16 protein-coding genes and 2 tRNA genes are annotated in these 16,177 nt (G+C 73.6%); 13 read left to right on the plus strand and 5 right to left on the minus strand.

The window, feature by feature from the left end; genetic code table 11:
* Positions 1-46: 46 nt before the first annotated feature.
* The 6 genes from DBP14_RS22565 (at position 47) to DBP14_RS22590 (ending at position 5,724) form a co-directional block, all read left to right on the plus strand.
* Positions 47-1,252, plus strand: a complete 1,206-nt coding sequence (locus DBP14_RS22565) for an ROK family transcriptional regulator (protein ID WP_129308967.1) — start codon at positions 47-49, stop codon at positions 1,250-1,252.
* 371 nt (positions 1,253-1,623) lie between these two features.
* Complete coding sequence (gene pyrF / locus DBP14_RS22570) at positions 1,624-2,322, plus strand: orotidine-5'-phosphate decarboxylase (RefSeq protein WP_129308968.1); 699 nt, start codon at positions 1,624-1,626, stop codon at positions 2,320-2,322.
* A 119-nt stretch (positions 2,323-2,441) separates the two neighbouring features.
* Positions 2,442-3,284: a hypothetical protein gene (locus DBP14_RS22575; protein ID WP_241741004.1), complete on the plus strand. Its 843-nt coding sequence runs from the start codon at positions 2,442-2,444 to the stop codon at positions 3,282-3,284.
* Positions 3,285-3,509: 225 nt separating this feature from the next.
* Positions 3,510-4,289 carry an HAD-IIA family hydrolase gene (locus DBP14_RS22580; protein ID WP_129308969.1) on the plus strand — a complete coding sequence of 260 codons (780 nt, stop codon included), beginning with the start codon at positions 3,510-3,512 and terminating at the stop codon, positions 4,287-4,289.
* Between the two features lie 170 nt (positions 4,290-4,459).
* Positions 4,460-5,050 (plus strand): hypothetical protein, encoded by a 591-nt coding sequence (locus DBP14_RS22585; protein ID WP_129308970.1) that lies wholly within the window; start codon positions 4,460-4,462, stop codon positions 5,048-5,050.
* Between the two features lie 2 nt (positions 5,051-5,052).
* Entirely contained in the window at positions 5,053-5,724 is a 672-nt protein-coding gene (locus tag DBP14_RS22590; protein ID WP_129308971.1) for a class F sortase, read from the plus strand.
* Positions 5,725-5,949: 225 nt separating this feature from the next.
* On the opposite strand, the gene DBP14_RS22595 is transcribed toward DBP14_RS22590, so the two are convergent.
* Positions 5,950-6,023: transfer RNA gene (locus DBP14_RS22595), tRNA-Lys, on the minus strand.
* A gap of 185 nt (positions 6,024-6,208) precedes the next feature.
* Between DBP14_RS22595 and DBP14_RS22600 the strand changes: the two genes are divergently transcribed.
* Positions 6,209-7,342, plus strand: coding sequence for a peptidoglycan-binding protein (locus DBP14_RS22600; protein WP_129308972.1), 1,134 nt, complete (start codon positions 6,209-6,211; stop codon positions 7,340-7,342).
* Positions 7,343-7,408: 66 nt separating this feature from the next.
* Positions 7,409-8,536 carry an SPFH domain-containing protein gene (locus DBP14_RS22605; RefSeq protein WP_129308973.1) on the plus strand — a complete coding sequence of 376 codons (1,128 nt, stop codon included), beginning with the start codon at positions 7,409-7,411 and terminating at the stop codon, positions 8,534-8,536.
* A 412-nt stretch (positions 8,537-8,948) separates the two neighbouring features.
* Here the strand turns inward: DBP14_RS22605 and DBP14_RS22610 are convergent, their stop codons facing one another.
* Together DBP14_RS22610 and DBP14_RS22615 are read right to left on the minus strand one after the other, a co-directional pair.
* Positions 8,949-10,205, minus strand: a complete 1,257-nt coding sequence (locus DBP14_RS22610; protein WP_129308974.1) for a glycosyltransferase — start codon at positions 10,203-10,205, stop codon at positions 8,949-8,951.
* 152 nt (positions 10,206-10,357) lie between these two features.
* Positions 10,358-10,816 carry a hypothetical protein gene (locus DBP14_RS22615; protein ID WP_129308975.1) on the minus strand — a complete coding sequence of 153 codons (459 nt, stop codon included), beginning with the start codon at positions 10,814-10,816 and terminating at the stop codon, positions 10,358-10,360.
* Between the two features lie 325 nt (positions 10,817-11,141).
* Here DBP14_RS22615 and DBP14_RS22620 point away from each other — a divergent pair, with 325 nt between their 5' ends.
* The 5 genes from DBP14_RS22620 (at position 11,142) to DBP14_RS22640 (ending at position 15,101) form a co-directional block, all read left to right on the plus strand.
* Entirely contained in the window at positions 11,142-11,564 is a 423-nt protein-coding gene (locus DBP14_RS22620) for a DUF3592 domain-containing protein (protein ID WP_241741005.1), read from the plus strand.
* Between the two features lie 88 nt (positions 11,565-11,652).
* Positions 11,653-12,114, plus strand: a complete 462-nt coding sequence (locus DBP14_RS22625; RefSeq protein WP_129308976.1) for a DUF3592 domain-containing protein — start codon at positions 11,653-11,655, stop codon at positions 12,112-12,114.
* Positions 12,115-12,273: 159 nt separating this feature from the next.
* Positions 12,274-12,927, plus strand: coding sequence for a C39 family peptidase (locus DBP14_RS22630; protein ID WP_129308977.1), 654 nt, complete (start codon positions 12,274-12,276; stop codon positions 12,925-12,927).
* 95 nt (positions 12,928-13,022) lie between these two features.
* A complete protein-coding gene (locus DBP14_RS22635) occupies positions 13,023-13,382 on the plus strand; it encodes a VOC family protein (protein ID WP_129308978.1) in 360 nt (119 codons plus the stop codon).
* Positions 13,383-13,439: 57 nt separating this feature from the next.
* A complete protein-coding gene (locus tag DBP14_RS22640) occupies positions 13,440-15,101 on the plus strand; it encodes an AMP-binding protein (RefSeq protein ID WP_129308979.1) in 1,662 nt (553 codons plus the stop codon).
* Here the strand turns inward: DBP14_RS22640 and DBP14_RS22645 are convergent.
* Positions 15,067-15,140: transfer RNA gene (locus DBP14_RS22645), tRNA-Lys, on the minus strand. The two genes, DBP14_RS22640 and DBP14_RS22645, sit on opposite strands and share 35 nt — an antisense overlap.
* A 186-nt stretch (positions 15,141-15,326) precedes the next feature.
* Positions 15,327-16,085: an IclR family transcriptional regulator C-terminal domain-containing protein gene (locus DBP14_RS22650; protein WP_129308980.1), complete on the minus strand. Its 759-nt coding sequence runs from the start codon at positions 16,083-16,085 to the stop codon at positions 15,327-15,329.
* Positions 16,086-16,177: the final 92 nt, after the last annotated feature.

The following is a 16,177-nucleotide window of genomic DNA, read 5'->3' on the forward strand; positions in this document are numbered from 1 at the left end:
TTGGCAACGCTGTTGCCAAAGTGCAAGCGGGGGGCACAATGGACAGGTGAACAGGACGAGGAGCGGGTCCGCCGGGGCGAACCTGCCGAGGGTGCGCCATCACAACACCGCGCTGGTGCTGGAGCTGCTGCGGGCGGCCGGCGGGGAGGGGATCAGCCGGCTCGAACTGGCCGAGCGCACCGGGCTCACTCCGCAGGCCGTCAGCAAGATCACCGCACGGCTGCGCGAGGAGGGCCTGGCGGCGGAGGCCGGGCACCGGGCGTCGACCGGGGGCAAGCCGAGGACCGTGCTGCGGCTGGTGCCCGGGGCAGGGCGCGCGGTCGGCGTCCAGCTGGACCGGGACGAACTGCGTCTGGTGCTCGTCGAGTTGGACGGGACGGTGGTGGGGCGGCGGTGCGCCGCGCTGAACCTGGGGGCCGGTTCGCAGACCGTGCTCGGGGTGGTGCACCGGGAGGTCGCAGCACTGATCGCCGAAGAGCTGGGCCCCGAAGGGCTGGGAGGGGGAGGGCTTGGCGGACTTGCCGCTGAGGAGCCGGGCGGCGGGGAAGAGGCGGGGGCAGAGGCGGAAGACGGGTTCGGCGGGGTCCGGTCGCTGCTCGGGGTCGGCGTCGCGCTGCCGGGGCCGCTCGATCACGCCCAGGGCGTGCTGCACCGGGTCACCGGCTTCCCGGAGTGGGACGGGTTCCCGCTGCGGGACGCGCTGACGGAGCGGCTCGGGGTCCCGGTCGTCGTCGACAAGGACACCAACGCGGCCACGCTGGGGCTGGCGGTACGGGGGGTCGGCTCGTCCTTCGCGTATCTGCACCTCGGTACGGGACTCGGGGCCGGGCTCGCCGTCGGCGGTGCCGTGCACCGGGGCGCGCGCAACCGGGCGGGGGAGTTCGGCCACCAGGTGATCCAGCTCGACGGCCCGCTGTGCGGGTGCGGCGATCGGGGGTGCGTCGAGGCGCTGTGCCTGGCGGCGGTGGCCCGCGGTGACCTGGTCGAGGCGGCCCGGGTGCTGGGGGTCGCGGCCGGGAACCTGGTGGGACTGCTGGACATCGACCGCGTCCTGCTCGGCGGGCGGACGGTCGCCACGGCACCTGACGTCTTCGTGACCGGCGTCGCCGGCGTCCTTGACGCCCGCACCTGGCGCGAGGGAGGCATGCGCGAGTCGGTACCGGTCGCCGTCGCGCCGGGCGGGGAGTGGGGCGTCGCCGAGGGCGCGGCCCAACTGCTGCTCGCACCGGTGTTCGGCCGGGAGGACGGCTGAGGGGACGCCCGGGGGGGGCGATCAAGGACGGCTGAGGGCGCCCTGAGGTCGGCTGGCGGAGGCCGTGGGCCGGCTGCGGGTGAGCGAGGGTCGGCCTCGACCGCGTCTGGGGGGGGAGGGAGGGGGCCCGGGGGCAGGCCGGATCCGCCCGGAACGATCACCAGCGGCTGCCCTGGGCATGGGTGGCGGCACGGGCCGTGGCGCGTGGCGCCGGGCGCAAGCGTGGCGCCGGGCGCAAGCGTGGCGCCGGGCGCAAGCCGTGACCCTGGGCATGGGTGGCGGCCCCCGGCCAGGCCGCAGCTCCGGCCAGGCCGCAGCCCCGGCCAGGCCGCAGCCCGGGCACCAGCCGCGGCCCCGGGCACAATGGCCGCGTGGATGCGAACGCCCGGATCATCGTCGCCCTGGACTGCGACAGTCGTGCGGCCGCCGAGGGTGTCGTCGACCGGATCGGTGACGGGTGCCGGTTCTACAAGGTGGGCCTGGAACTCCTCACGGCGGGCGGACCCGAGGTCGTGCGGGGGCTCGTCGCCCGGGGCAAGGAGGTCTTCCTGGATCTCAAGCTCTTCGAGATCCCCACCTCCGTCGCCGGCGCGGTGCGTGCCGCGGGTGAGCTGGGGGTGTCGATGGTGACCGTGCACGGCATGGGCGGTACGGGCATCATGTCGGCCGCCGTCGACGCGGCCCGCGACTACCCCGGCCTGCGGATCCTCGCGCTCACCGTCGTCACCAGCATGACCGACGGCGACCTCGCGGACATCGGTGTCGGCAGCCCCGTCGACGAACAGGTGCTGCGGCTGGCGGGGCTGGCGCGCGAGGCGGGATGCCACGGGGTCATCGCCTCGCCCCGGGACGTCGCGGCACTGCGCGGCACGCTGGGCGCCGGCGCGCTCGTCGTCACCCCGGGCGTCACGCTGCCCGGCGAGTCCCCGGCCGAGCACGCCCGCCCCGGCACCCCGCGGGCCGCCGTCGACGCCGGTGCGTCCCATGTCGTGGTCGGCCGTGCGGTCACTCGTGCCGCCGATCCGGCGGCCGCCTTCGAGCGCGTACGCGACGACCTCGTACGTCCGTAGGCGGTACGGCGGGACCGTGCGGCCGTACCGTCGGCCCTGCGCTGATCGAGCGGACTTGGGGCCCGTCCCCGGAGTGGCGGCCCCGGCGCCCCACCCCGACCCGGCATGGTCATGTGTTCATGCGATTGTCGGTCTCCTTGTCCCCGCCGCCGTCCGTGTCCTCCGCTCACCGTTCCCTCCCCTCCGGCCGCCTCCGCCGCCACCTCACCGCCGCGGTCGCCGCTGCCGTCGTGGTCCTGCCCGGCGTCCCCGCCGCGGCCCTCGCCGCCACCACCGTGCCGTCCTGTGCCCCGCCCGGCGACCACGCCTTCCCGCTGGCCACCCGCATCCGCGGCGGTCCGGCGTCGTACGAGGCGGGCGGCGGCTACGGCACCTGGTACATCGACCTCACCAACACCACGCGCCGGACCTGCACCGACGTACACCCGGTCGTCGTGCTGGTCGACGACCACCACGTGCTCCGGCCGTCCCAGCCGAAGCTGGACTTCTACGACGGCTCGCGTGCCCGGAACGTCCGGTTCCGGCGGACCGACGAGGACGAGCTGGTTGGCGTGCTCGACGGCGCGGGGTTCGCCGGGTTCACGGTCGGCCCCGGCAAGACCGTCTCCGTCCGGGTCAGGTTCTCCGTCACCTCCGACGCCGTACCCGACCGTGTCACCGTCAACGCCGCCGTGGTCCAGCGGCGCGGTGCCGACGGCGACTGGATCGGGGAGTCCAACGACTACGCGTTCGGCATCGGGGACGGGGGCGGGGACAGCACGGCCTCCGCCCCGCCCTCCTCCACCTCCACCGGCTCCGCGCGGCCCGCCCTGCCGTCCCCGGGCGCCACCGACGAGACCGGTCAGCCGGCCTGGGAGCTGGCCGGCACGGGGATCGGGCTCGCCGAGGGGCTGCTCGCGGCCACCGCGGCCCTGCTCGCCGCCGGCGCCACCGCGTTCGTCGTGGCCCGCGGCCGCCGCTGAGCCACCACATCTCCGTACGGGCTCACGTCTGCTCCCGTGCGGGTTCACGGCACGTGTGCTCCGCCGCGGGCTCACGAGTGCTCCTGCGGGCCCACCTGCCCACCCGCTCACCTGCCGAACGACCGGGGTCGAGATCAGCGTCTCCTGATTACGCTGGGGGCGTCGGTACGCCGTGGTTCCGGCGCCCCCGCTCTGACCGTTACGCACGCAGGAGACGCACAGCACATGGCAGACCGCAAGCCCGTCGAGTCGTGGCTCACCGACATGGACGGCGTCCTGATCCACGAGGGCGTCCCGATCCCCGGCGCCGACGCCTTCCTGAAGAAGCTCCGTGACTCCGGGCGGCCCTTCCTGGTCCTCACCAACAATTCCATCTACACCGCCCGCGACCTGCACGCCCGGCTTCGCCGGATGGGTCTCGACGTGCCCGTGGACAACATCTGGACCTCGGCCCTGGCCACCGCCCAGTTCCTGGACGACCAGCGGCCCGGCGGCAGCGCCTACGTCATCGGCGAGGCCGGCCTGACCACCGCGCTGCACGACATCGGCTACATCCTCACCGACCACGAGCCCGACTTCGTGATCCTCGGCGAGACCCGTACGTATTCCTTCGAGGCCCTGACGAAGGCCGTGCGGCTCATCAACGACGGCGCCCGCTTCATCGCCACCAATCCCGACAACGTCGGCCCCTCCGCCGAGGGCGACCTGCCCGCCACCGGCTCGGTCGCCGCCCTGATCACTGCCGCGACCGGCAAGAAGCCGTACTTCGTCGGCAAGCCCAACCCGCTGATGATGCGGGCCGGGCTGAACGCGATCGGCGCGCACTCGGAGACCTCCGCGATGATCGGCGACCGCATGGACACCGACGTCCTCGCGGGCCTGGAGGCCGGCATGCGGACCTTCCTGGTCCTCACCGGCGTCACCCAGCCCAAGGACGTCGACCGCTACCCCTTCCGGCCGTCCCAGGTCGTCGACTCCATCGCGGACCTCGTCGACCTGATTTGAGACCTGAGCTGAGACCTGAGCTGAGACCTGATCCGAGGCAGGTGCCTGAGTCGCCACGGACGGGATAAACGCCCCCCGACCACCCGTCACCCGAGTGGAGCAATCCGGGCGTCGCCGAGGATGCGGCGGCGCCCCGCCCGGGGGAGCCTCCTGGTATCTGGAGGTTCACGATGGGCTCACTACGCCTCACTCTCTGTACCGGGCTCCTGGTCGCGGCGGCACTCACCCCGGCCGCGTACGCGGCGGACGCCGGCCGGGACGTCTCCGTGACCCCCGCCTCGCCGGCCCCGGGCGCCGACGTCACCCTGCAGGTGCGCGGCTGCTCGGGCCGGCAGGGCACCGCCGCCTCGGCCGTGTTCGTCTCCGACGCGCGGCTCACCGGCACCCAGGGCACGCTTGCCGGCGACACCCGGGTCCGCTCCACGGCCCGGCCGGGCGCCTACGACGTCCAGATCACCTGCGCCGACTACGTGATCAAGGGCAAGATCACCGTCGTGGCGAAGGCCGCGCGCGGGAACTCCGGACACTCCACCGTGCCCGCCCCGGCCGCACCGACCGTCCCGTCGGCACCGTCCGCCGCGCCCGCGAGCCCCGTCGCCCCGGTCGACGCGGGCGGTGGCGGTGCCTACTTCGCCACCGTGGACACCAGCAGCACCGGCCCCGGCACCGGTCAGGCCGTGACCGGGCTCGTGCTCGCCGCCGTCGCCGCCGTGTCCGTCGCACTGCTCGGCGCCCGGCGCCGGCGCAACGGCACCCACTGACCGTGGCGGACGACGCCGGGCGCTCCTCCGGCGCCGCACGCCTCCTCACCGGCCTGGCCTGGGCGGTCCTGCTGCTCGGGCTGTGGCTGTGGGGGCGCGGGGTGAGCGACGTGGAGCACCACACGGCCGGGCCGGTCACGGGTGACGTGGCCGGCCTCGGCCGTCCCGCCGAGGAGGTGCGCCTGCCGGCCCCGGCCGAGCCGCTGTCCGCCGCCCGGCCGCAGCGCATCGACATCCCCGCACTCGGCGTCCAGGCCCCCGTGGTGAACCGGGGTCTCGACAGCCGGGGTGCCCTCGACCCGCCGCCCTACGATCAGCCGGGCGTGGTCGGCTGGTACGGCTCCGGAGCGACCCCCGGCGCCCCCGGCGCCGCTCTGATGGTGGGACACGTGGACACCAGGACCCGGCCCGCCGTCTTCTACAAGCTGAGCACCCTCAAGGCCGGCGCGACGATCCGCGTGGTCCGCGCCGACGGCAAGGTCGCCGAGTTCACCGTCGACGACGTCCGCGTGCTGCTCCGCGACCACTTCGACGCCCGCGCGGCCTACGGCCCCCGCAGGCCCGGCCGCGCCGAACTCCGCCTCCTGACCTGCGGCGGCACCTTCGACCGGACCAGGAACACCTACACGGCCAACGTGGTCGTCTCGGCGTACCTCACTGGCCGTGGACTGTGAGTGAACCGGGGCCCCTGGTTCGACGGCATCCCGGGGGCCCCGGAACCCCCCCTTTTTCGGGGTCGCTGGTTCGCCGCGGGCCGGTGGGGGCTGGTCGCGCAGTTCCCCGCGCCCCTTTCAGGGGCGTGATTCCCGCGTTCCTTCAGGGGTGCGGGGAAGCCGCGTGGAAACAGAGATGGCGAGGCCGGTTCGCGGATTCGCGAACGTGCCTCGCCATCGTCATCGTGCGCCGCCAGGGACTCGAACCCCGGACCCGCTGATTAAGAGTCAGCTGCTCTAACCAACTGAGCTAGCGGCGCCTGCTGACATCGAGAACTCTACCGGACGGTCCGGGGTGCTCCTGACCACCCGCACCGGCGTGCACCCCCTGGGGGTGGGTGCCGTACATCATTCGGACCGTCAGCATGCGCGTCCCGACCACAGTTGTGAAACTGATCAACGTGACAATCACGGACATTTCCACCCTGAAGGTGAGTGACGTCGTATGACCGCTCCGGTGTTCGAGGAGTTCGACCCGGCGAGCGACTGCGACTGCGCCGGCTGCGTCCACCGGCGGCGGGTGAGTCCCCGCCCGCTGCCGGGCCGCTTCGGCGGCCACCCGGCGGCCCGGGGGATCGTGATCGTGGCCGCCGCCACGTCCGCCGCGCTCGGCGCGGCACCGGCGGCGACCGCCGCCGTCCGGTCCCCTTCCGGCCCCGATTCCCCCGATGCTCCCGGTCACCAGGACGGCCGGGGTGCCCGGGCCGTCCCCGTCCACCCGGAGCCCGCCACCCCGCAGGGCCGCAGGTCCCCGCTGCACGGCCGCGGCGCGGAACCGGCCGCGCCGGGGGACGTCGAGCCCCCGGCCACCACCCGCGCTGCGATCATCAACCGGGCCAAGGTCTGGGTGGCCGCGCAGGTGCCGTACAGCATGGACGAGTACTGGTCCGACGGGTACCGGCAGGACTGTTCCGGTTATGTGTCCATGGCCTGGGGCCTGCCCGGCAACGAGTGGACCGGCAGCCTGGACCAGTTCGGGGTGCGGATCACCAAGGAGGAACTGGAGCCGGGCGACATCCTGCTCTACCACAACCCCGACAACCCGGAATCGGGCTCGCACGTGGTGATCTTCGGCGGCTGGACGGACTACACGCGCACCTACTACCTGGTCTACGAGCAGACGCCGCCGCACACCCGAAGTAGGCCCACCCCCTATTCGTACTGGAGCAACGCCGACAAGTACGTGCCCTACCGGTACAAGGGCGTGACCCCGGAGAAGGCGCGTACGAAGGCGCATGCGATGCCGGGTGCGAAGGCGCGCGGGGTGACGGGCGTGAAGGCGGTCTTCGGCGCGGTCGCCGGTTCGGCCGGCCCCTCCCCGCAGCCCGCCTCGCACGGCGTGTCCGGCTATCCCGGCCGCAACCTCTTCCGCCCGGGCGCGGAGAACCCCTACGTCACCCAACTCGGCCGGCGCCTCGTGGAGAAAGGATTCGGCAGGTTCTACGCCACCGCACCCAGGCCCCGCTGGAGCGAGGCCGACCGGCGGGCCGTGGAGGCGTTCCAGCGCCGCCAGGGCTGGCGCGGCGGCGCGGCCGACGGCTACCCCGGACCGGAGACCTGGCGCCGGCTGTTCTCGTGAGCCGCCCACCGGACCCTCACATCCACCCACGTTCATGACGCATCTGGCGCGGAGGCTGGAGCACGCATGAGTACGACGACGTCACACACGCCCGAGTCCGAGGAGCATCCGGAGACCACGGCCACCCGACCGGCCCGGCTGATCCAGAACGAGGCGACCACCGAGATCCCCGTCCACCTGCTGTTCCGCGACGACCCCGACCCGGTGGCCGTCCCACTGCGGCCCGCCGTGGTGGCCCGCCGGCAGGGCACCGGTGAACAGCCCCGCCTCCGACGCCCGGCCCCGGCCCGCCGGATCGCCGTACCGCAGCTGGACCCGGAGCTGACCGAACGGCCGGGGCGGGCGCTGCCGGGCGCGGCCGGGGTGCTCGCCGGGGTCGGCGGGCTGACCGGCTGCCTGGCCACCTGCTGGTGGGCCGGCGTGCTGCCGCCGCTCGCCGCCCAGGCGCTGCACCTGCCGGCGTACGCGGGCGCGGGCCTCGGACCGGCGCAGTGGGCGGCGTACGCCGGGGCCGGGGCGCTCGGCCTGGCCGGGTTCGGCGGGCTGGCCCGGGGCACAACCGGCCGGGCCTGGGTGCTCGGCCTGTTCGGCCGCTACCGGGGCACGGTACGGCGCACCGGCCTGCTCTGGGTGAACCCGCTGCTGCGCCGCCGCCGGGTGGACGTACGGCTGCGGCACTGGCGCAGCGAGACCATGCCGGCGGCGGACTCCAGCGGGGTGGCGCTGCGGGTGGTGGTGCTGGTGGTGTGGCGGGTACGGGACACCGCGCGGGCCGCGCTCGGCATCGAGGACCACGAGTCCTATCTGCGCGAGTGCGTGGAGGCGGCACTGGCCCGGGTCCCGGTGGACATGCCGGGCGGGGCGCGGGGCGCGGGCGCGGCGGAGGCGGCCGGCGAGGCGCTGACCCGGCTGGTGGCGTCGGAGGCGGCGCCGGTGGGCGTGGAGGTGTTCTCGGTACGGCCGGTGCGCATGGAGTACGCCCCGGAGGTGGCCGCCGCGATGAACCGCCGCCGCATCGCCGCCCTGGACGCGGCGCAGCGGGCCACCATGCTCACCTCGGTCGTCGACTCGGTGGAGGACACGGTGACCCGCCTGACCATGCGCGGTCTGGTCGAACTGGACGACTACGAACGCAAGGTGCTGGTCCGGGACCTGACGGTGGCGTTCTGCGCGGGCCGCGAACCGTCGTCCTGACCGGGCCGAGAGCCGGGTTCCGGCCCGGGCCGTGAGTCGGCGTTCTGACCGGGCTGCGAGCGCGCGTCCTGGCCGGGCCGGGAGTCGTCGCCCAGGCCGGTCAGTGAACCTGCGTCCTGACCGGACCGGGAGTCGTCGCCCAGGCCGGTCAGTGAGCCTACGTCCTGGCCCGGCCGGGAGTCGGGTTCCTGGCCGGGTCGGGAGTCATCGCCCTGGCCGGGTCCGGAGTCGTCGCCCTGGCCGGTCAGTGAGCCTGCGTCCTGACCGGGCCGGGAGTCGTCGCCCAGGCCGGTCAGTGAGCCTACGTCCTGGCCCGGCCGGGAGTCGTCGCCCTGGCCGGGTCCGGAGCCATCGTCCTGGCCGGTCAGTGAGCCTGCGCCCTGACCGGGCCGGGAGTCGTCGCCCAGGCCGGTCAGTGAGCCTGCGCCCTGGCCGGCGCGGAAGTTGTCGCCCGGCCCGTGCCGGTCAAGGCGAGCAGCCGCCGTGCGGCCACCGTGGCGCCGTCCGTGCGGATCGTGCCGGCGACCGTCCTCGCGCGGGCGCGTGTCTCGGGGGTCAGGCAGCCGGCCAGTGCCGCGGTCAGGGAGGCGACGGTGGGGACCGGGCCGTCGTGGGCCGTGCCGATGCCGAGTCCGGCGACGCGGCCGGCCCAGAACGGCTGGTCGGCGATCTGCGGGACGATCACCTGGGGTGCGCCGGCCCGGGTCGCCGTCGTCGTCGTACCGGCGCCGCCGTGGTGCACGACGGCGGCGACCCGGCGGAACAGGGCCTGCTGGTTGACCTCGCCGACGACGAAGCAGTCGTCGCCGTCGTCGACGCGGTCCAGGGCGGCCCAGCCGCGGCCGAGGAGGACGCGGTGGCCGTGTGCGCGGACGGCCTCGACGGCCACCCGGGCGGCGTCCTTCGCGGTGTGCATGGCCATCGAGCCGAAGCCCACGTACACCGGTGGCGCGCCGGCGTCCAGGAACGCCTCCAGGTCCTCGGGGAGAGGACGGCTGTCGGGCAGGATCCACGCGCCGGTCTGCACGAGGTCGAGGTCGGTCGTCTCCCGCCCCGGCAGCAGGACCGGGTCGGCGGCCAGCCAGGGCCGGTCCGTGAACACATGGTCACGGACGTTGTCCACCGGCGGCAGCCCGAGCGCCTCCCGGTGCTCGGCCAGCGCCCCGCCGTAGAGGGAGTTGACGCGCTGGGCGTCCTGTTCCCACAGCACCTTGTTGTCGGTCTCGTCGTCCGGCGACGGCGTACCCGGCCGCCTCGGCGGACGGGAGCGGTGCGAGGGCAGCCCGAGGGTGTGGAAGCACCCGTACACGTAGGGGATGCCCAGCTTCTCGGCCACCGAGCGCGCGCCGGCCGGCATCAGGCCGGTCGCCAGCAGCGCGTCGGCGCCCTCGGCCGCCTCGGGGAGCGTCGCGAACCGCGCGGCGACCAGCTCGGGCGCGAGCCGGAACGCGTCCGCCGCCGACGGCGGACGCGTTCCGGTCACCACCGAGCGCACCGACGGCCCGAGCGGCACCATCGGCACCCCGGCACCGTCCAGCAGCGCCTCGAACTCCTCGTCCGGAGGCACGCACACCCGTGCCTCCGCGCCGAGTTCCCGCAGCGCCACCGCCAGCCCCGCCAGTGGTTCCACGTCCCCACGCGAGCCCCATGACGTCAATACCACACGCATGCCGCAATTCCCCCAATACCTCAGGTTCCGGTCTCGGCCGCCCATCCTGAGGTATGAGGGGGGTCTTGCCGCAAGCCCCCCGGTGCGCTATAGGTTGATAGTGGCAAGGAGTATCGATTCGACCTCCTTGCCTTTTGTTCTGCCGGCGGCCGTCAGCGGCAGGTGCCGCGCTTCCAGCCGGGCCAGGAGTGGCCATTGAAGACGTTCTTCCAGACGCCCGCGCCGTTGGCCACCACGGAGACACAGCGGTGGCTGCCGTTCTTGCTCCAGTCGTAGATCTTGTCGCCGCGCCCGTTGCCGGGCATCTCCTTCCAGCCGCCGGCGTTGGCCCACACGTGCCAGATCTCGCGGTTGGGCGCGATGACGAAGACCTCGTCCGTGCTGCCGCTGTGGTTCCAGTCGATGGCCTTGTAGTGGCCCCCGCCGCACATCCGGTAGCCGGTGTAACCCCACGCCTTGACCTTCACCTTGCAGGCGGCGGCGCTCCGAACCCCGTGATCGGCCGTCCCCGTCGCCCCTGTCGCCGCCGTCGCCGGGGCGATGCCGGCGACCAGCGCCCCGGCCGCGACCACCGCGGCCAGGCCGGTCCTGCGCGTGCTGCTGCTTCGCATGGTTGTTCCCCCTGTCACTGAAGTGCCTCCGAAGAGGCGGTCAGTGGAGACCGTACGGGCCGCCGGCGGGCCCGGTCGTCCCACGACGGTTGGAACTCGGGGCTACGGCGACGGGGGCACGGCCGGTAAACCCTCGCGGTAGGGCGGTGGTTCCACGCCTGCTCGGAGGACGGCACCCTCCGGCGTCCGCCCGATGCCTGCCCGAGGCTCGTCCGGCGCTCGCCCGGGGTAGGGTCCGCGTGCGCCGCCGACGGCCTTTCCGTCGGCGGCGCACATGAGTACCGACGACCGACGACATACGGGGGAACCGCTCGCCATGGACGCCATGTTCGACATAACCATGCTCGCGCTGCTCGCCATCTTCGTCTGCTGCGGTGTGGCCCTGGTCCGCCGGACCCGGCAGCGGCGCGAGGCCTGGGCGAGCGGCATGACCGCGCAGGCGCGGGTGTTACGTGCCTGGGTCACCACGCGTATGGTCAACAGCGTGGTCCAGCGCGTCCAGTGGCACGAGTACGACTACACCACGGCGGACGGCCGGGCCGTCCGCTTCGAGGAGTCCGGCGGCCCCCGCGACCAAGCCGCGGGCGACACCGTCCTCGTCCACTACGCCCCGAACGCCCCCGAACGGGCCACCACCTCCGAGCCGCAGCCCGGCAAGGACATGACGGCCACCGCGATCTGGCTGGCCGTCATGGCGGCCTGCGCGATCTACCTGATCCACGAGTGGGTGGAGCTCTCGCGGTTCTGAGCTTCGCTTGAGGCCGATCGCCGTGCGGCGCGGGTAAGTTCCCCGCACGCCGATCACCTGGCCGGCGTACCGGACCACGGGGGCCTCGATGGAACTGATCTTCTACGTTCTGCCCATTTTTATGATCGTCGGCATGGTGGCCATGGCGACCGTCATGCTCCGCCGCTCGCAGCAGATCGGCCGCGCCTGGGAGAACGGGCTGACCGCGCAGGGCCGTTGTCTGCGGACGTACACCACGACAAGCGGAGGCGGCAGCACGTCGGTGAGCACCAGCCTGCACCACGTGTACGAGTTCACGACGCTGGACGGCCGTCCGGTCCGCTTCGACGAGGCGCACGGACCGGCCACCGTCGTGGAGGGCGACCTCGTCACCGTCCACTACCTGCCCGACCACCCCGAGCAGGCCACCGCCCACGCCCCGGCCCGGGGCAAGCTCGCCGCGTCCACGGGCTGCGTGGTGGCCTTCTTCGGCGTCGGCATCGCCTTCTGCCTGGGCTTCATGGCCGTCGTCCACATCGTCTTCGCGGAGTCGTCGAGCCTGATGCCGTAGGCGGGACGGCTCTGGAGGCCGGGGCTGCGGACGCTTTTCGGCCTGCTCCGAAAAGCCTTCACGGGCGCTCCCCGCGGGGGCCAGTCTGGCCCCGGCCGGAGCGGGGAGCGCCGAGCCCGGCCGGCCGGACCAGAGGACCAACCGAACGGGGAGACGTACGTGACCAAGACACGCACCTCACGCAGCACCTCACGCAGCATCGCCTGTGGCATCGCCGCCCTCGCCGTCGTCGTCGGCAGCGCGTCGGCGGCCAGCGCGCAGCCGCCCGGCGGCACCCACCCGACGTCGAAGTGGGTGCACGGCTACCAGTTCCACACGGAGCCCTACGGCATGAACGGCGCCTGGTGCGGACCGGCCGCCACCCGGCTCGCGCTCACCGCACAGGGCAAGAAGCCGTGGCAGAAGACGCTGGCGGCCGAACAGCACGCCGGTGACTCCAGGACCGGCCCCGGCACCGACAACATCACCCTGATCACCAGGTCGCTCAACAAGCACCTGGGCAGCGGCTTCTACCAGAGCAAGTCCGCGAAGAGCCTGTCCAAGCTCAAGAGCGACCTCTTCTACGACATCCCGCACGGGTACGTCATCGTCGCGAACGTCAAGGGCAGCGCGAAGGACACCAAGGGACACACGCACAACTACGGCGGCGGCCACTACCTCGACGTCGTCGGCTACTACGGCGACGGAGCCCACGTGACCATCGAGGACATCGCCTACGCCCGCTCGGACTCGCACCGCCGGTACAACATGAGCACCGCGACGTTCCTCAAGTGGATCCACTTCATCCCCGGCAAGGGCGGCTACTCCGCCTGACCCGGCCCCGGCGTGCCACGGCCCCCGCCCACGGGGGCCGTGGTTCGGTGGTGGGCGCAGGGTGTTCGACCCGTGCGCCCGTCCGAGGAGGTCCGATGGAACCCAGCGGCATCACACCGAACCTGCGCGTCACCGACATCGGCGCCGCCCGGGACTTCTACACCGGCTATCTCGGCCTGAGCGTCGAGTCGTTGAACATGGGATGGGTGGCGCGGTACGAGTCGCCCGACGGCCGGGCGCGGCTGCAACTGGTCACGCGGGACGCCACCGCGCCCGTGGACTCGGTGGTCTCGGTCATGGCCGGGGCGGCCGTCGGCGAGGCGTACGCCGAGGCGCGCCGGCGCGGGTACGAGATCGTGTATCCGCTCACCGAGGAACCCTGGGGCCTGCGCCGGTTCTTCGTCCGCGACCCCGCCGGCAACGTCCTGAACATCGTCAGCCACCCGGACGACTGAGGGCCACCAGCCCCGCGCCACTGTCCATCTGATGGCCCGTCAATTACCGTGCCCGCCATGGACTCCAAGGCGCGCACGGTCGCCGAGCTGGTCGCCGCCCGGTGGGACGACCACCGTCCGCGGTTGTGGTGCGAGGAGCGGGTGCTCAGCGGGCACGAGGTGGCCGCCGGTGCCGCCGCCCGGGCCGCGCTGCTCGGCGACCTGCTGCCCGCCGGTGCCGTACCGCACCTCGGGGTGCTCCTCGACAACACCGAGGAGTTCCCGCTGTGGCTGGGCGCCGCCGCGCTCGCCGGGGCCGCCGTCGCCGGGATCAACCCGACCCGGCGCGGTGCCGAGCTGGCGCGGGACATCCTGCACACCGAGTGCGCCCTGCTGGTCACCGAGCGGGCCCACCTGTCGCTGCTGGACGGACTGGAGCTGCCCGGCGTGCGGCTGCTCGTCACGGACACGCCCGGGTACGGCGAGCTGCTCGCGCCGTACGCCGGTGCCGTGCCCGACCCGGGGCGGGCCGCGCCCCGCGACCGGCTGCTGCTCTACTTCACCTCCGGGTCCACCGGCGCGCCCAAGGCCGCGATCTGCACCCAGGGCCGGCTCGCCGCCGCCGGGTACGCGCTGGCCGGGCAGTTCGGGGTGCGGCCCGACGACGTGCACTACGTCTGCATGCCGATGTTCCACGGCAACGCGGTGATCGCGGACTGGGCGCCGGCGCTGGCCGCCGGGGCCGGGGTGGCGCTGCGGCGGCGGTTCTCGGCCTCCGGGTTCCTCGCGGATGTCCGCGGGTACGGGGCGACGTACTTCACCTACGTGGGGCGGGCCGTCCAGTACATCCTGGCCACCGAGGAGCGCGACGACGACCGGGACAATCCGCTCCGGGTCGGTTTCGGCACCGAGGCGGGCGCGGTGGACGCGGCGGCCTTCGAGCGGCGGTTCGGGGTGCGGCTGGTGGAGGGCTACGGCTCCTCCGAGGGCGGGGCGGCCGTGCAGTGGTCGCCGGGCACCCCGGCCGGGGCCGTGGGGCGGGCGGCGCCCGGTCTCGTCGTACTCGACCAGGAGACCCGCGCCGAGTGCCCGCGCGCCGTCTTCGACCGGGCGGGCCGGTTGCTGAACGGGGACGAGGCGATAGGGGAGCTGGTCAATCGGGGGCCGAACCCCTTCGAGGGGTACTGGCGCAACCCGGAGGCGGAGCGGGAGCGGCGGCGCGACGACGGGTACTGGACGGGCGACCTGTTCTACCGGGACCCCGACGGCTACCTCTACTTCGCCGGCCGCACCGACGACCGGATCCGGGTCGACGGCGAGAACCTGGCCGCCGCGATGATCGAGAACATCCTCGCCCGGTACGACGGTGCCGACGCGGTCGCCGTCTACGCGGTGCCGGACCCGGTGACCGGGGACCAGGTGATGGCGACGATCGCCGGGAGGTTCGAGCCGGCGGCCTTCGCGGAGTTCCTGGGCGCACAGCCGGACCTCGGGACGAAGATGGCGCCCCGGTTCGTGCGGGTGGTCGAGCGGATGCCGGTCACGGCGACGAACAAGATCCAGCGGGGGCGGCTGCGGAGGGAGGGGGTGCGGTGCGGGGATCCGGTGTGGTGGTGTCCGCCGGAGGAGGGGGTGTATCGGGTGCTGGGGGTGGAGGACGTCGAAGGGCCCCTCGTCCCGGGGGATGAGGGGCCCTTCTGTGCTGTGCGCCGCCAGGGACTCGAACCCCGGACCCGCTGATTAAGAGTCAGCTGCTCTAACCAACTGAGCTAGCGGCGCGTGACTCTCGCCGTCCGCGGTGTTTCGCGGGCGGCGACGAAGAAAATAGTACCTGGTCCTGAGGGGTGCTTCTGACCAGGGCGGGGTGCGTGGGGGCGGGGGCGGTTATGGGCGCCGCACACTGGGTGGTGCGGCTGCGCCCACCCGTGCCGCCCCTTGCGGCACGCATGCCCGCAGCTACGTCGCTCAGATCGTCAGTGACAGGAGTACCGGGGTTGCGCATTTGTTCAGGGTGTTCGCCGCCGCCTTCAGGCGGTGGGCGTGTTCCAGGGGGAGGGAGAGGGCCAGGCAGCCGACTGTGGTGCCGGCGGTGATGGGGACGGCGGCGCAGACCGTGCCGATCGCGTACTCCTGCAGGTCCAGGACGGGCACCGAGGACGGCTGGGAGTCGAGGCGGGAGAGGAGCAGCTTGTCGCTGGTGATGGTGCGCGAGGTGAGGCGGGCCATCTTGTGCCGGGACAGGTGGTCGCGGCGGGCGCCCGGGTCCAGCTGGGTGAGCAGGCTCTTGCCGACGGCGGTGGCGTGGGCGCAGGAGCGGAAGTCGACCCACTCGTTGACCGCCGGGGTGGCCGGGCCGTCGGCGTACTGGGTGACGCTGACCTCGCCGTCGACGTACCGGCTCAGGTAGACGGCCGCGCCGACCGAGTCGCGCAGCCGGTCCAGGGTCTGCTGGAGCTTCTCGCGTACGGCACCCTCGCGGCCGTGGGCCGAGGCGAGGCGGCGCAGGGTCTCGCCGGTGACGTACGCCCGGTCGGTGAGCTGGGTGACGTACCCCTCGCGGCGCAGCATGCGCAGCAGCGCGGTCAGCCGCTCGGGCCGCAGGCGGGTGCGGCGGGCCAGCTCGGTGTCGGTGACGCCGGCGGAGTGCCGGGCCACGGTCTCCAGCACGCGCAGCGCGTCCTGGGCGGAGTGGTACGGGGTGGTCGGCTCGTTCGTCAGCGCCACGGTGCTTCCCCTTGCGCTCGCCTGTCCGGCCGCGGGATCCGGCCGGCGGACGGTGTCGTGGAACAAGTGGAACGGGTGTCCGGAACGGTGTC

Origin of the sequence: Streptomyces sp. L2 (assembly GCF_004124325.1) — a bacterium.
GTDB lineage: Bacteria > Actinomycetota > Actinomycetes > Streptomycetales > Streptomycetaceae > Streptomyces.

Bases quoted from the DNA above. Each gene is read 5' to 3' on its own strand.
- DBP14_RS22625 (WP_129308976.1), top strand. From the start codon at position 11,653: ATGGAACTGATCTTCTACGTTCTGCCCATTTTTATGATCGTCGGCATG.
- DBP14_RS22600 (WP_129308972.1), top strand. From the start codon at position 6,209: ATGACCGCTCCGGTGTTCGAGGAGTTCGACCCGGCGAGCGACTGCGAC.
- DBP14_RS22605 (WP_129308973.1), top strand. From the start codon at position 7,409: ATGAGTACGACGACGTCACACACGCCCGAGTCCGAGGAGCATCCGGAG.
- DBP14_RS22575 (WP_241741004.1), top strand. From the start codon at position 2,442: ATGCGATTGTCGGTCTCCTTGTCCCCGCCGCCGTCCGTGTCCTCCGCT.
- DBP14_RS22615 (WP_129308975.1), bottom strand. From the start codon at position 10,816: ATGCGAAGCAGCAGCACGCGCAGGACCGGCCTGGCCGCGGTGGTCGCG.
- DBP14_RS22620 (WP_241741005.1), top strand. From the start codon at position 11,142: ATGTTCGACATAACCATGCTCGCGCTGCTCGCCATCTTCGTCTGCTGC.
- DBP14_RS22635 (WP_129308978.1), top strand. From the start codon at position 13,023: ATGGAACCCAGCGGCATCACACCGAACCTGCGCGTCACCGACATCGGC.
- DBP14_RS22580 (WP_129308969.1), top strand. From the start codon at position 3,510: ATGGCAGACCGCAAGCCCGTCGAGTCGTGGCTCACCGACATGGACGGC.
- DBP14_RS22640 (WP_129308979.1), top strand. From the start codon at position 13,440: ATGGACTCCAAGGCGCGCACGGTCGCCGAGCTGGTCGCCGCCCGGTGG.
- DBP14_RS22610 (WP_129308974.1), bottom strand. From the start codon at position 10,205: ATGCGTGTGGTATTGACGTCATGGGGCTCGCGTGGGGACGTGGAACCA.
- DBP14_RS22585 (WP_129308970.1), top strand. From the start codon at position 4,460: ATGGGCTCACTACGCCTCACTCTCTGTACCGGGCTCCTGGTCGCGGCG.